Origin of the sequence: Oleisolibacter albus (assembly GCF_003336875.1) — a bacterium.
Taxonomy (GTDB): domain Bacteria; phylum Pseudomonadota; class Alphaproteobacteria; order Azospirillales; family Azospirillaceae; genus Niveispirillum; species Niveispirillum album.
The window spans coordinates 109,510-122,868 of the sequence record NZ_QGNJ01000014.1 but is presented as its reverse complement, the minus strand read 5'-3'; the positions used below and the strand labels follow the sequence as shown (position 1 = coordinate 122,868).

Here is a 13,359-nt window from a genome sequence, read left to right as displayed (position 1 = left end):
GACAGGCTCATGCTCTCCTGGCCGCCCACCACCATGATGGCGGCGTCGCCGTTGCGGATGGCCTGATAGCCCAGCGCCACCGTGCGCAGGCCCGACCCGCAGACCTGATTGATGCAGAAGGCGCTCTTCGACACCGGTATGCCGGCCTTGACCGCCGCCTGCCGCGCCGGGTTCTGCCCCTGCGCCGCCGTCAGCACCTGGCCCAGGATCACCTCGTCAACCTCGCCCGCCTCGGTCCGGGCGCGCGACAGCGCCTCGCGGATCACCAGCGCCCCAAGATCATGGGCGGCGATGCTGCTCAGAGCCCCGTTGAACCCGCCGATCGGCGTGCGCGCAGCGGCGGCGATGACAATATCCTTCATGGGAAAATCTCCTTTAATCCAATAGACGGGGGCTGCCCACGGCGCCGACCGCGCCGGTGACGACGGCCACGGCCCGGCCGGACCGGACCGCCGGGCCAGCGGCCGACCGGCCGGTGACCGCGCGATCATTGGCCACCCGGTCAGCGATGGCCCGGTCAGCGATAGCCCGATCCGTGGCGGACGGGCCGTGGACGGCGTTGAAGGCGCAGATCTCGGGCCGGCTGACATGGGTGAAGCGCTCCGCCGCACAGGCCGCCAGCTGCCGGGCCACGGCCCCGGCATCGGCCGGCAGCCCGTCGGGAAAGCACAGCGACAGGGTCAGCGTGACCGGCACCTGCACATGCACCATCACGCCGGAAGCCGGAACGGAAACCGGGGCGGAAACGACCCCGGAAACGGCGCCGGACAGGGGTCCGGGACTACAGGCGGGTCCCGGTGCGGCGATGGACGGATCGGACATGGGAAGGCTCCCCCTCGCAGGCGGCGGCGCCGGCACCGGCCGGCGACCGCCATGGTGGCACGGCGGCGCGGCCTCAGCCGGCGACCGCCATGGTGGCAACATGCTCCGGCACGATCAGCTCGGCCTCGGTGGCGGCCTGCACCTGGGCCACGGTGACGCCCGGCGCCACCTCCCGCAGCACCAGACCGGCCGCGGTCGGCTCGATCACCGCCAGCTCGGTCACCACCAGATCGACCCGGCGCACCGAGGTCAGCGGCAACCCGCAGCGCTTGACGATCTTCGGCGTGCCCTTGGCCGTGTGCGTCATGGCCACGATCACCCGCTTGGCCCCGGACACCAGATCCATGGCCCCGCCCATGCCCGGCACCATCTTGCCCGGCACCATCCAGTTGGCCAGACGGCCCTCCTGGTCCACCTGCAGGCCGCCCAGCACCGTCACATCCAGATGACCGCCGCGGATCAGACCGAAGGACACCGCGCTGTCAAAGGCCGCGGCCCCGGCCACGGCGCTGATCGGGCTGCCGCCGGCATCGGTCAGGTCGGCATTGACCAGACCCTCGTCGGCCAGCGCCGTCATGCCGACAATGCCGTTCTCCGACTGGAAGAAGACATTGACCTCCGGCGCCAGATAGCGTGCCACCAGCGTCGGCAGGCCGATGCCCAGATTGACCAGGTTGCCGTCCCGCAGCTCCAGCGCCACCCGCTTGGCGATCAGGGTTTTCTCATCCATGGCGGACCTCCTTGGCGACCAGATGGTCGACCACCACACTGGGCGTGACGACGGCGTCCGGCGGGATCACGCCCACCGGCACGATGGCTTCGGCCTCGGCCAGAACCACATCGGCGGCCATGGCGATCAGCGGGTTGAAGTTCCGCGCCGTCAGCGCGTAATCGAGATTGCCCAGGTAATCCCCGCGCTTGGCCTTCACCAGCGCGAAGTCCGCCCGCAGCGGCAGCTCCAGCAGAAACGGAACCCCGTCAACCTCGATGGTCCGCTTGCCCTCGGCCACAACCGTGCCAACGCCCGTCGGCGTCAGGATCCCGCCCAGGCCGAACCCGCCCGCCCGCACCCGCTCCGCCAGCGTCCCCTGCGGCACCAGCTCGACCTCCGTCTCCCCGGCGATCATCTGACGCTGCGTCTCCGGGTTCGTCCCGATGTGGCTGGCAATCACCTTGCGCACCAGCTTGGCGTCGATCAGCTTGCCGATCCCGACACCCGGCCGCGCCGTGTCGTTGGCGATCACCGTCAGATCACGCCGACCCGCCGAAACCAGCGCGTCAACCAGCCCGTCCGGCGTCCCAACACCCATAAACCCGCCGATCATCAGCACCGCCCCATCCGGGATCCGGGCCACGGCCTCTGCTATCTGGATGACTTTCTTCATCACGCGTTTCTCCCGTTGCTTGGCACGACAGCCGACCCGCGGCGCGGGTGACCGGCGGGAGCGCCGTCATCGTCATGGCGCCGTCCAGCCGACGGTCGGCAAAGCGGATCGAACAGCAGCGGGCGGCGGGTGGAAACTGGATGATGCCGCTCCGCCGATGGCGGGGAGGCCCCCGCAGCGGGGAACCTCGATAATCCGAATTCGGTATCTCACGCACCGCATCGCGGTGCAATAGTACCATTATGCGGTAGCTTGACGCAGCGTGGCCCGGCGAACGGTTCGCCCGTCAGGCCGCCAGGATGGAGGCGCCCAACTGTTGCACTTCCGTCCGCAGCCGGACCATCTCCGCCTGCAGCGCGTCCATCCGCACATGCATGGACTCCGCCATCTCACCGGTGCGGGCGGCTTCCGGCGTCAGGCCGCGGATCTCCGCCGATGCCTGCTGCGTGCAGGAGAAGGCCTGTTGCACATTGCTGACGATGTCGCGGGTGGCCCCGCCCTGCTGCTCGATGGCGGCGGCGATGATGCGGTTGGCCTCCTTCATCCGCTCGATCATGGTGGCGATGCGGGTGATGGCATCGACCGAGGCCCGGGCCGCGTCCTGCATCTGCGACACCTGGGTCTGGATATCCTCCGTGGCCCGTGCCGTCTGGTTGGCCAGCCCCTTGACCTCGCTGGCGACGACGGAGAAGCCCCGGCCGGCCTCGCCGGCGCGGGCCGCCTCGATGGTGGCGTTCAGCGCCAGCAGGTTGGTCTGGCTGGCAATGTTGTGGATCAGCTTGACCACATCGCCGATGCGGGCCGCCACCTCGGCCAGATGCACCATGGTGCCGTTGGCGCTGTCCGCCTCGCGGACCAGGTCGGCCGCCACCTTCTGCCGCGACGCCACCTGGTTCGAGACATCATCAAGGGAGGCCGACAGCTGGGTGCTGGCATCGGCTACACCGCCCACATTGACGGCGATCTGATCGGCAGCGGCCACGGCGGCCAGCAGCTTGCGGTTGGTGTGGTCGGCGGTCACGACCAGGTCGCGGCTGCTGCCGCGCAGAGTGTCGGCCATGGTCAGCAGCTGGTCGGCCACATCCCCGACCCGGCTGTTGAGCTGATCCACCAGCTGCCGGGTCGAGCGGGCGCGTTCAGCCCGCAGGGCCACCAGCGGCGTGATGTCCTTCCAATAGACAAGACGCAGCGCCTCGTCGCCCACCTGGACCGGAACCAGCGTCACCTCGAACGGGATCAGGCTGCCGTCCAGGCATTGCTGGGTGGATTCGAAGCGGGCATAGCCGTCGCGGTCCGCCCGGGCATTGTTTTCGTCCACCGTGTCGATGCTGCGGCGGCCGTCCGGCTGGAATTCCGGCGTGAACTGGCCGATATGCCGGCCGACCACATCGCTTCTGATCTGTGCCTTCAGCAGCTGCAGGGCTGCGGGGTTGCAATCGATGATGGTGGCCTGGCGGCAGATCAGGATGGCATCCGGGCTCTTCTCATAGACGGCGCGGTCGAATCCGGACCGCTGCGCCGCTGCGGGTCGGCGCCACAGGGCCAGACCGGCCGCCGCTGCCGCCAGCCCGATCAGAAGACCGCCGACAGGAAGGATCGGCTGCAGGGCGCTGTTTCCCCAAAGAAACGGGGACAGCACGGCAAAACCCATCAGGGCGATGGCAATGATACGGGACAGGGGGCCCGGGCCGTCCGACGATGCACTCCGTGACATGGCAGCACCTCCCACAGGTGAGCAACCGGACGCACCGGCAGGGTGCGTCCCAGGCCATGCCCCCGGACCAGGGGGCCGGGGGCATGGCGGGAGCGGGTCCCGCCCGCAGAGGACGGCATGGGATGCGGATCTTCCTCCGCGGGCAGGTTGGCGACGGGGTGACGCGTTAGAGCGGCAGCGCCAGGCGCAGCCAGAACTTGTCACCCTCGGCCCGGTTCTCCGTGTAGAGCTCGCTCTGCCACGAGGCCCACAGCATGACCTTGCCGAAATTGTAGTTCACCGACGGCCCGACGGCGAAGGCCTCGCCCCGGTTGCCATCGGTTCCGACACTGACGCCATGGACCTTGTCGTCGGTGGTCTGCTTGTAATAATAGCCGCTGACGCCGGCGACCCAGTTGTCCACATGCCAGCCGGCCACGAAGTCCATATGGAACTCGTTGCCGGACGAATAGTCCGTGGCATCATTGGTATCGTTGAAGTCGTACATGAACTTGGCCGAGACCTCGAGCCCCTTGGGATCGAGATAGGTCACGGCGAAGACCGGCTCCAGCTGGAAGTAATTGACACCCAGATTGGCGATATCGGTCTTGCTGTAGCGGCCGGTGGGCACATTGAAGTCCACCGCGGCCACATAGTGCATCTTGTCGAAGTGCCAGCCCAGGATCAGCGGCGTCACCGTGATGTCGCCCAGGCCGGTCTTGTCGTCCTTGGCACCATTGACATTCACATCCATGTCGACGATCGGGATGATGATCTGCGAGGCCACGTTGGCGCCCAGCAGCTTGGTTTCCGACACATGGACGAACTTCAGGCTGTCCGCCACCACGTTGAGGCGGAAGTGCGGCATGGCCTTGTCACCGTCGCCGTCATTGACGCGCGTGGCATGGTAGTAATTGGTCGAATTGACGAAATGGAAACCCGGCGGCGGCAGCGCACCGACCAGGAAGGTTTCCACGCCGTTGGGATAAATCGAGGCGCCGCCTTCGGTCGCCTGGGCCGCGCCGGCCAGCAGGGCAACCGCCGAAACCGCAGCACCGGCAATGTATTTGGCGTTCACTTTCATCTCAAATCTCCTTGGACGATCAATAATGCCGGGGGATCTTTCGTTCTTTTGGCCACGACCCGCGTCAGAGAGCCGTCAATGCACTCCGATCACGGTGCGTGGGGCAGCAGGATCACCACCGGCGCCACCCTCCCCCATCCCATCCACTTCGAGGTCCCCGGCAGGCACGAACGGACCTGCACGGGAAGTAATCTTTTTTGAACCCCACACGATCAGGTGCGGTTGCTGGCAGGCCGAAAATCAACACGCCCCTTGCAGGTGTCGGTGATGAAGTAGATCAGGCCGGCACCGACGAAATCGAGGACGATGAAGAAGATGTAGGCCGCATCGAAACCACCGGTCCACTTCAGGCTGGCGGCGATCACCGCGAAGCACATGACGCGGAACAGGCAGGCGATGGTGGAGATGACGCGGTTGGCGGCGGCGAAATCATAGCGGCCATAGACCGAGCCGACCTGCGAGGTCGCCAGTTCCTTGATGCCGGCGATGCTGGCCCCGACCAGCAGCAGGGTGAAGTAGGTGAAGGCGTCGCTGCCGCGCACCAGCAGGCAGGCATGGGTGATGGCGAAGAAGAAGGCATAGGCGATGCTGGTGCGCCGGGTGCCGAACTTCACGTCGGCCCAGCCCCAGAAGTAGCTGAAGATGGCGCAGAAGATGGCCGCCGTGGTGAACATCAGGATGGCGGTGTTCTTCTCGTACCCGATGGAGATCAGGCGCGGCACCAGCTGGCTGACGACACCGATATCCACCAGCCACAGCACGCCGTAGCCCAGCGAGATCAGCCACATGTCCTTGTCGCGCAGCAGCACGCCCAGGGTGAAGGGGCTCTTGTAGTTGGCCAGCTCCTTCAGGTTCTCGTCGACCTGCTCCTTCGACAGCGGCTCGTTGTCCGGGTACAGGCCCAACTCCTCCGGCGTGTTGCGCACCCAGAAGAAGGACAGGATGCCGAGGCCGATCAGGGCGGCGCCGACGACGGCATAGGCGTCGACGATGCCGAACTTGTTGAACAGGAACACCATGATCGGCACCAGCGTGGCCGTGCACAGCGACATGCCCATGGTGGCCCAGCCCAGGGCCAGGCCCTTCTTGCGCGGGAACCAGGTGGTCAGCAGCGTGCCCGGCACGTTGAAGCAGGTGCCCGTGGCCAGGAAGTTCAGCAGAGTCAGGCCGATGGCATATTCCAGCGGCGTCTTGACCCGGCCGAACCAGATCATGGTGGCGCCCAGGCAGATCATGCCGCCCACGGCGACGAGCCGGGCGCCGCGGCGGTTGATCAGTTCGGCGATCAGGAAGGAGCCGAGCACGCCCAGCCAGCCGGCCGGCGTGGAAAAGGCCAGCAGCGTGGCATAATCCCAGCCATGGAGATCGACGAAGCTCTCGACGATGACGTTGAGGCCGTCCGCCGTCCAGGCGGCGAAGTTGTAGTACATGATCAGGCTGAAGCCGACCATGCTCCATCCCCAGGCGCCGAAATTGCTCTTGGCGCTTGTGTGGGATTCTTTGGCGATGACCTGCGCTTCTACAGTCACGGCGCACCTCCTTGTTGATGATCGAACAGAGCGATCGAACAGTGATGGCGGCCGGCAAACCCTGGGGTTTCACTGCGGAACAGCCCTTCTTGTCTGGTCCATCCGAAGAAAACAGCCCTTTAAATGCCTGTTTTTCCTCGCTGAACCGGGCTCCTCCGCACCCCGGCCTTGTCCGGCCGTATTATTTTGTCTTTTGGCCGAAAAATTGGCCGATTCACATTAATGATAGCGCTATTATTCTCCGACAAACTCATTAGCCGGACGCGCCTATTTGAACTACACTTCGCAGGAGTATCTTATCGCTGAAAACCGGAGAGAAACTGAATATTCAATTCATCCGGGGACCGGTGCGGCGGAGGTTTCATTCCGCCGCACCGGCCGATCCGGCCTATTCCATGGATTTCACGACATCCTCGGTCACTTTCTTCGCGTCACCGAACAGCATCATGGTGTTGGGACGGAAGAAGAGCTCGTTATCCACACCGGCGTAACCGGATGCCATCGACCGCTTGATGAAGAACACGGTCTTGGCCTTCTCCACATCCAGGATCGGCATGCCGTAGATGGGGCTGGTGGGGTCGGTCTTGGCCGCCGGGTTGGTCACGTCGTTGGCGCCGATGACGAAGGCCACGTCGGCGGTGCCGAAGTCGCGGTTGATGTCCTCCAGCTCGAACACCTCGTCATAGGGCACATTGGCCTCGGCCAGCAGCACGTTCATGTGACCGGGCATGCGGCCCGCCACCGGATGGATGGCGTATTTCACCTCGACGCCTTCCTTCTTCAGGATGTCGGCCATCTCGCGCAGGGCGTGCTGGGCCTGGGCCACGGCCATGCCGTAGCCGGGCACGATGATGACGGACTGGGCGTTCTTCATGATGTAGGCCGCGTCTTCGGCCGAGCCGGCCTTGACCGTGCCCTTCGGCCCGCTGCCGCCGGCCCCGGCTGCCGCCGCGGCGCTGTCGCCGCCGAAGCCGCCCAGGATGACGTTGAAGATCGAGCGGTTCATGCCCTTGCACATGATGTAGGACAGGATGGCGCCCGAGGAGCCCACCAGGGCCCCGGTGATGATCAGCAGGTTGTTCTGCAGGGTGAAGCCGATGCCCGCCGCCGCCCAGCCGGAGTAGCTGTTCAGCATCGAGATCACCACCGGCATGTCGGCGCCGCCGATGGGCAGGATCAGCAGGAAGCCCAGGGTCAGCGACACGGCGACGATCAGCAGCAGGGCGATCTCGGCATTGGACTGGATCAGCCAGACCACCAGCCCGATGGTCAGCAGGCCCAGGGCCGCGTTCAGCGGGTGTTGCAGCGGAAACACCAGCGGCTTACCGGTGACCAGCCCCTGCAGCTTGGCAAAGGCGACGATGGAGCCGGTGAAGGTGATGGCGCCGATGGCGGTGCCCAGCGACATCTCCACCAGCGAGCCCTTGGCGATGGCGCCGGGCACGCCGATGCCATAGGCCTCGGGCGAATAAAAGGCGGACAGGGCCACGAACACGGCGGCCAGGCCGACCAGCGAGTGGAAGGCGGCGACCAGCTGCGGCAGCGCCGTCATGGCAATCTTGCGGGCCACCACATAGCCGACGATGCCGCCGAGGGCCAGACCGCCGACGATCATCCCGTAGGACTGGACCAGCGGCGAGGCCAGGGTGGTGCCGATGGCGATGGCCATGCCGATCATGCCGTAGGCGTTGCCCTGACGGGCGGTCTCCGGCGAGGACAGGCCCCTCAACGCCATGATGAAGCAGATCGAGGCGACGAGATAAAGCAGGGAGGACAGGTTTTCCATGATCTCACCTGCCCTTCTTCTTGAACATGCTGAGCATGCGCTGGGTCACCAGGAAGCCGCCGAAGATGTTGACGGCGGCCAGGACCACGGCCACGGAGCCCATGATCTTGGACAGGCCGAACAGGGCTGGACCGGCGGCGATGAGGGCGCCGACGATGATCACCGACGACACCGCGTTGGTCACCGCCATCAGCGGCGAGTGCAGGGCCGGCGTCACCTTCCACACCACGTAGTAGCCGACGAAGCAGGCCAGGGCGAAGACGGTCAGACCGGTGATGAGGAAGCTGCCATGGCCGGCGGCACCGGCCGGTGCCGCCGGCAGGCCGGCATCGGCCACCTGGGTCAGCAGGGACCCGGCCTTGTGCGGCAGATCCCCCAGGGGGGACGCCAGCTCCGTCAGGCGGAAGGCTGTGGGAAACAGATCCATGTTCATTCCTCCTCAGGCCGTCGGGGCCTGGCGGACCGGGTCCGCGAACGCGGGATGCACGACGGCCCCGTCGCGGGTCAGCGCGATGGCCTTCACGATCTCGTCGTCCCAGTTGAGGCGGATGCTCTTGCTCTCCTTGTCGTGGAGAGCCTGAAGCAGGGCGAGCAGGTTCTTGGCGTAGAGCAGCGAGGCGGACTCGGCGATGCGGCTGGCATAGTTGCCGAAGCCCACGATCTTCACGCCGTTGTCGGTGGTGACGATCTGGTTCAGCGCCGACCCGTCGACATTGCCGCCCTGTTCCACCGCCAGATCGACGATGACCGAGCCGGGCCGCATGGAGGCCACATGCTCGCGCGTCACCAGGATCGGGGCCTTGCGGCCGGGGATCAGGGCCGTGGTGATGACGATGTCCTGCTTCTTGATGTGCTCGGCCACCAGCGCCGCCTGCTGGCGCTTGTAGTCGTCGGACATCTCCTTGGCGTAGCCGCCGGCGGTTTCCGCCTGCTTGAACTCGTCATTCTCGACGGCGATGAAGCTGCCGCCCAGCGACTGAACCTGCTCCTTGACGGCGGGACGCACGTCGGTGGCGGAGACGATGGCGCCCAGACGCTTGGCCGTGGCGATGGCCTGCAACCCGGCGACGCCGACACCCATGATGAAGGCGCGGGCCGGCGGCACGGTGCCGGCGGCGGTCATCATCATGGCCAGCGAGCGGCCATAGACGCTGGCCGCATCCACCACCGCCTTGTAACCGGCCAGATTGGCCTGCGATGACAGCACGTCCATGACCTGGGCCCGGGTGATGCGGGGCATGAATTCCATGGCGAAGGCGTTGATGCCGGCCGCGGCATAGGCGGGAACCAGCTCGCGGCTGCCATACGGATTCAGGATCGCGAACAGCAGGGCACCGCGCTTCATCGCCGCCAGTTCATCCAGCCCCCCCTCCGCCGTGTCGGCGGCGGTCAGCGGGCGCTGGACCTTCAGCACGATATCAGCCGTTTTCAACAGCGTTTCCGGGTCGGCAACAATGGCGGCGCCAGCCGCCTCGAACGCTGCATCGGTGATGCTGGCGCCCACACCGGCGCCGCGTTCAACCGCGACCTCCAGCCCGAGCGCCACCAGTTTCTTCACCGTTTCGGGCGACGCCGCCACGCGGAGTTCTCCCGGGCGCCGCTCCTTGGGAATACAAATCTTCATGACGCAATTCCCTTCCGGGCCACCGCGCTGGGCGGCCCCTCCTTGAAATGTCCAAAGCCGGAAAATGTCCAAAGCCGGGCGTTCATGGCCGGCCGCCCCCGGCTCCGGTTCCTGCCCCGCCCCCTGTCCCGGCGGTAATGTCCGGGACCGCGCCGCAGCGCGTCGGGGCGGTGCCCGCCGGGCGGGGTGCCCGGCAGGCGTCCGGCAGAGCGGTCCCGTGGCGGACCCCGGAACACGGGTCCGGGGGGCTGGGACGGCAAGGCCTGAATTTCCTTACCGCCACCGGCCTGACGCCATGGGGCCGCCGCCGCTCAGACCCGCGCCGGAACCTTCAGGATGGCGCGGGCGTCCGCCGGGGTGGCGACCTCCCCGATCTCCTGGATGATGCGGACGGTCCGGGACACCAGCTCGGCATTGGACTTGGCCAGCCGCCCCTTGGAGTAGAAGACGTTGTCCTCCAGCCCGACACGGACATGGCCGCCCATGGCCAGGGCCGCGTAGAGGATGGGCAGGTGGCTGGCACCGATGCCCAGGGCCGACCAGGTGGCCTCGGCCGGCAGCAGATTCTTCAGGAACACCAGATTGTCCACGGTGGCGGCCATGCCGCCGGGGGCGCCCAGCACGAACTGGAAGTGGGCCGGGGCCTTGATGACCCCCTGCTTGATGTAATAGATGGCGTTGTAGAGCATGCCGGAGTCGAAGACCTCGATCTCGGGCTTCACCCCGTTCTCGATCATGGTCCGGCCGAGCTTCTCCAGGAACTCGGGATGATTGACGAACAGGGTCTTGTGCATCCAGTTCATCGTGCCGGCATCATAAGAGGCCAGTTCCGGCTTGATCGCGACCAGATGCGCCATGCGCGTCTCATCGGTGGCGTTGAGATCACCGGATGTCGTGAGATTCAGCACGATGTCGCAGCGTTCGCGGATCAGGCCCACGGTTTCGATGAACCGGCCCTTGTCCATGCTGCCGCGACCCTCGGCGTCGCGCATATGCAGGTGCGCCACGGCGGCGCCGGCCTGCCAGCATTCATAGACGTCGTCGGCGATCTCCCGCGGGGTCAGGGGGATGGCGGGATTGTCCTTCTTGGACGGCCAGGCGCCGGTGGGGGCAACGGTGATGATGGTCTTGGCCATGTCTAGACCTCCTTAACCTTGGGGCTTGACCTTGGGGCTCGACCTTGGGACCGGCGGGGGCGCGGGCGGACCTCCAGGGTCCGCAACCACGCCCGTCCCGGGCGCAAGGGGGGTTCTCTTCCCCGGGACGCACAGAGCGCCCCGGAGCCGTTCAGCCGCGTTCGGCGGCGTTCAGGCGTTTCAGGTGTTCGGACACACGGGCCCGCAGGGCGGCGGCCTGTTCCGGCGTCCAGCGGCGGAACCCTTCGCCCGACTTCATGCCCAGCCGGCCGGAAGCGACCAGCTCACGCAGATAGGGCAGCGGCTCCGCCGTCCGGTCCAGGTCGAACAGCACCTGCTCATGGATGGCCAGCGTCAGGTCGGTCCCGACCAGATCGGCATTCTCCAGCGGCCCCAGCACGGCCAGGCGCCGGCCGAAGCTGGCCTTGATGACCAGATCGACGGTTTCGGCATCGCAGACGCCGTTCTGGACCAGGGCGATGGCCTCACGCCAAAGGGCGTGCTGCAGCCGGTTGCCGACGAAGCCCGGCACGTCCTTCTTGACGCGGACGGGTGTCTTTCCCGCCCGCCGCAGCAGGTCGACCATGTGCTCCAGCTCGGCTTCGCCGGACCCGTCGGTCTGGATGACCTCGACCAGGGGGACCAGATCCGGCGGATTCCACCAGTGGGTTCCCATGGCCCGCGCCCGCCCCTTGACCCGCTCGACGATACGGGTGATGGGGATGACCGAGGTGTTGCTGGCAAGCAGCGCGGTCGGCGGACAGGCCGCCTCGATCTGGGCGAACAGGGATTGTTTCAGCTCGAGATTTTCAAACACGCACTCGAAGACCGCATCGGCGTCACGGACGGTCTCCGCAAGCTCGGCGCACGGGCTGATGCGGTCGGCGGCGCCGGCCTGCCCGTCACCGAGATTCTTGCGTATGGCGTTGATGATGCCGTCGCGGCGTGCCGCATCCGGTTCGCAGATCCGGACCTGATGTCCGGCGACGGCGAAGACCTGGGCGATGCCCTGTCCCATCATGCCGCCGCCAATGACGGCGATGCGTTCCTTCGTCATGATTTACCCCGCGGTATAACCGCCGTCGGCGTACAGGATGTGGCCCGTGTAGAAGTCCGAGGCCGCGGAAGCGAGGAAGAGCAGCGGACCGGCCAGGTCCTGCGGCTCACCCAGCCGGCCTTTCGGCACGCGGGCCAGGAAGCCCTTGCGCACGTCGCGGGCGCGGTCGGTGTCCTCGTACATCCAGGCGGTCAGGGCCGACCGGAACACGGTGGGGGCGATGGCGTTGACGGTGATCCCGGTGGCGCCCAGCTCGCAGCCCAGAGCCTTGGTGATGCCGTCCACGGCCGACTTCGAGGCGCAGTAGGCAGTATAGCCGGCCGGATGGCCCAGCAGCCCGCGGGCCGACGACATCAGCACGATCTTGCCGCCGTCGCCCTGCTTCAGCATCTGCCGGGTGGCGGACCGCGCCAGCAGCCAGGACTGGGTGACGTTGGCATCCATCACGTCGAGGAAGCGCGACGGCTCCATCTCGGTGATCTTGGCCACGTCGTTCTTGCCCGAGGCCACGACCAGGATATCGACCCGGCCGAACCGCTTCACCGCGGCGTCCACCAGCGTGTTGCAGGCGTCCTCGGTGGACGGACGGATATTGACCGCCTCCACCGCGGCACCGGCCGCCTTGCAGCGGTCGGCCACGGCCTGCAGTTCGCTCTGCTTGCCGGCGGCCAGCACCAGCTTGGCGCCGGCACCGGCCAGGATCTCCGCGGCCAGGGCGCCGAATGCACCCGAGGCCCCGGTGACGATGGCGACCTTGTCCTTGACGGAGAAGAGCGCCTGGGGATTTTTCAGGAAATCGGTCATTTGGCAGTGTCCGGATAGGGCATGACCACCAGCATGGTCGTCACGCCGTTGCTGCGGTTGACGATCTCGCGCTCCTCGTTGGGGCCGATGAAGCAGCTGTCGAGCGGGCCGAGCACGACCTCCTGGCCGCCGCTGCGGACGGTCATCTCACCGGACAGGATCACATAGACCTTCTCCAGCGGAGAGGAGTCCGGGCCGGCACCGCCGCCGGGCAGGAAGTGCGACAGGCCCGTCCAGAATTTGGTCGGTCCGTTGGGGGCGAAACCCTGCAGCCGCAGGGAGCGCATGTCGTAATGATTGGGAGCCGTATACGGCTCGACCTCATTGAAGCGTCGAACAAGCATCGCACGCACACTCCTTAATTATTATTGATGAAAAGTCGTTATAAAGACGAGTCCTCCACATACATCGACCTCAAGACCGAGCTTTGAGTGGATGC

14 protein-coding genes are annotated in these 13,359 nt (G+C 66.4%); all 14 read right to left on the bottom strand.

Going from position 1 to position 13,359, the window contains the following annotated elements; all coding sequences use genetic code 11:
* Positions 1-362, bottom strand: a 362-nt coding sequence (locus DK368_RS17450; RefSeq protein WP_476703849.1) for a thiolase family protein, incomplete at its 3' end; no start/stop codon positions are given.
* 13 nt (positions 363-375) lie between these two features.
* A complete protein-coding gene (locus DK368_RS17445; RefSeq protein ID WP_155524617.1) occupies positions 376-822 on the bottom strand; it encodes a hypothetical protein in 447 nt (148 codons plus the stop codon).
* A 73-nt stretch (positions 823-895) separates the two neighbouring features.
* Positions 896-1,552, bottom strand: a complete 657-nt coding sequence (locus DK368_RS17440) for a 3-oxoacid CoA-transferase subunit B (protein ID WP_114395254.1) — start codon at positions 1,550-1,552, stop codon at positions 896-898.
* The gene (locus DK368_RS17435) at positions 1,545-2,207 is read right to left on the bottom strand and encodes a 3-oxoacid CoA-transferase subunit A (RefSeq protein ID WP_114395253.1); all 663 of its coding nucleotides are present in this window, start codon (positions 2,205-2,207) and stop codon (positions 1,545-1,547) included. The genes DK368_RS17440 and DK368_RS17435 overlap by 8 nt, the downstream gene beginning before the upstream one ends.
* Before the next feature lie 286 nt (positions 2,208-2,493).
* Entirely contained in the window at positions 2,494-3,921 is a 1,428-nt protein-coding gene (locus DK368_RS17430) for a methyl-accepting chemotaxis protein (protein WP_114395252.1), read from the bottom strand.
* A gap of 166 nt (positions 3,922-4,087) precedes the next feature.
* Positions 4,088-4,984: a SphA family protein gene (locus DK368_RS17425; RefSeq protein ID WP_114395251.1), complete on the bottom strand. Its 897-nt coding sequence runs from the start codon at positions 4,982-4,984 to the stop codon at positions 4,088-4,090.
* A 212-nt stretch (positions 4,985-5,196) separates the two neighbouring features.
* The gene (locus tag DK368_RS17420) at positions 5,197-6,513 is read right to left on the bottom strand and encodes an MFS transporter (protein WP_155524616.1); all 1,317 of its coding nucleotides are present in this window, start codon (positions 6,511-6,513) and stop codon (positions 5,197-5,199) included.
* A gap of 388 nt (positions 6,514-6,901) precedes the next feature.
* Positions 6,902-8,299, bottom strand: a complete 1,398-nt coding sequence (locus DK368_RS17415; protein WP_420818908.1) for an NAD(P)(+) transhydrogenase (Re/Si-specific) subunit beta — start codon at positions 8,297-8,299, stop codon at positions 6,902-6,904.
* Positions 8,300-8,303: 4 nt separating this feature from the next.
* A complete protein-coding gene (locus DK368_RS17410; RefSeq protein WP_114395262.1) occupies positions 8,304-8,726 on the bottom strand; it encodes an NAD(P) transhydrogenase subunit alpha part 2 in 423 nt (140 codons plus the stop codon).
* Between the two features lie 12 nt (positions 8,727-8,738).
* Complete coding sequence (locus tag DK368_RS17405) at positions 8,739-9,923, bottom strand: Re/Si-specific NAD(P)(+) transhydrogenase subunit alpha (RefSeq protein ID WP_114395248.1); 1,185 nt, start codon at positions 9,921-9,923, stop codon at positions 8,739-8,741.
* 311 nt (positions 9,924-10,234) lie between these two features.
* A complete protein-coding gene (locus DK368_RS17400; protein WP_114395247.1) occupies positions 10,235-11,059 on the bottom strand; it encodes a beta-keto acid cleavage family enzyme in 825 nt (274 codons plus the stop codon).
* Between the two features lie 151 nt (positions 11,060-11,210).
* Positions 11,211-12,116 (bottom strand): 3-hydroxyacyl-CoA dehydrogenase family protein, encoded by a 906-nt coding sequence (locus tag DK368_RS17395; RefSeq protein WP_114395246.1) that lies wholly within the window; start codon positions 12,114-12,116, stop codon positions 11,211-11,213.
* Positions 12,117-12,119: 3 nt separating this feature from the next.
* Positions 12,120-12,920: an SDR family NAD(P)-dependent oxidoreductase gene (locus DK368_RS17390; protein WP_114395245.1), complete on the bottom strand. Its 801-nt coding sequence runs from the start codon at positions 12,918-12,920 to the stop codon at positions 12,120-12,122.
* On the bottom strand, positions 12,917-13,264 hold the full coding sequence (locus DK368_RS17385) for a cupin domain-containing protein (RefSeq protein ID WP_114395244.1): 348 nt from the start codon (positions 13,262-13,264) through the stop codon (positions 12,917-12,919). The genes DK368_RS17390 and DK368_RS17385 overlap by 4 nt, the downstream gene beginning before the upstream one ends.
* Between the last annotated feature and the right edge of the window lie 95 nt (positions 13,265-13,359).

What these genes read in the sequence shown, in the direction of transcription:
- DK368_RS17445 (WP_155524617.1), bottom strand. Translation starts at nt 822, where the DNA reads ATGTCCGATCCGTCCATCGCCGCACCGGGACCCGCCTGTAGTCCCGGA.
- DK368_RS17440 (WP_114395254.1), bottom strand. Translation starts at nt 1,552, where the DNA reads ATGGATGAGAAAACCCTGATCGCCAAGCGGGTGGCGCTGGAGCTGCGG.
- DK368_RS17435 (WP_114395253.1), bottom strand. Translation starts at nt 2,207, where the DNA reads ATGAAGAAAGTCATCCAGATAGCAGAGGCCGTGGCCCGGATCCCGGAT.
- DK368_RS17430 (WP_114395252.1), bottom strand. Translation starts at nt 3,921, where the DNA reads ATGTCACGGAGTGCATCGTCGGACGGCCCGGGCCCCCTGTCCCGTATC.
- DK368_RS17425 (WP_114395251.1), bottom strand. Translation starts at nt 4,984, where the DNA reads ATGAAAGTGAACGCCAAATACATTGCCGGTGCTGCGGTTTCGGCGGTT.
- DK368_RS17415 (WP_420818908.1), bottom strand. Translation starts at nt 8,299, where the DNA reads ATGGAAAACCTGTCCTCCCTGCTTTATCTCGTCGCCTCGATCTGCTTC.
- DK368_RS17410 (WP_114395262.1), bottom strand. Translation starts at nt 8,726, where the DNA reads ATGGATCTGTTTCCCACAGCCTTCCGCCTGACGGAGCTGGCGTCCCCC.
- DK368_RS17405 (WP_114395248.1), bottom strand. Translation starts at nt 9,923, where the DNA reads ATGAAGATTTGTATTCCCAAGGAGCGGCGCCCGGGAGAACTCCGCGTG.
- DK368_RS17400 (WP_114395247.1), bottom strand. Translation starts at nt 11,059, where the DNA reads ATGGCCAAGACCATCATCACCGTTGCCCCCACCGGCGCCTGGCCGTCC.
- DK368_RS17395 (WP_114395246.1), bottom strand. Translation starts at nt 12,116, where the DNA reads ATGACGAAGGAACGCATCGCCGTCATTGGCGGCGGCATGATGGGACAG.
- DK368_RS17390 (WP_114395245.1), bottom strand. Translation starts at nt 12,920, where the DNA reads ATGACCGATTTCCTGAAAAATCCCCAGGCGCTCTTCTCCGTCAAGGAC.
- DK368_RS17385 (WP_114395244.1), bottom strand. Translation starts at nt 13,264, where the DNA reads ATGCTTGTTCGACGCTTCAATGAGGTCGAGCCGTATACGGCTCCCAAT.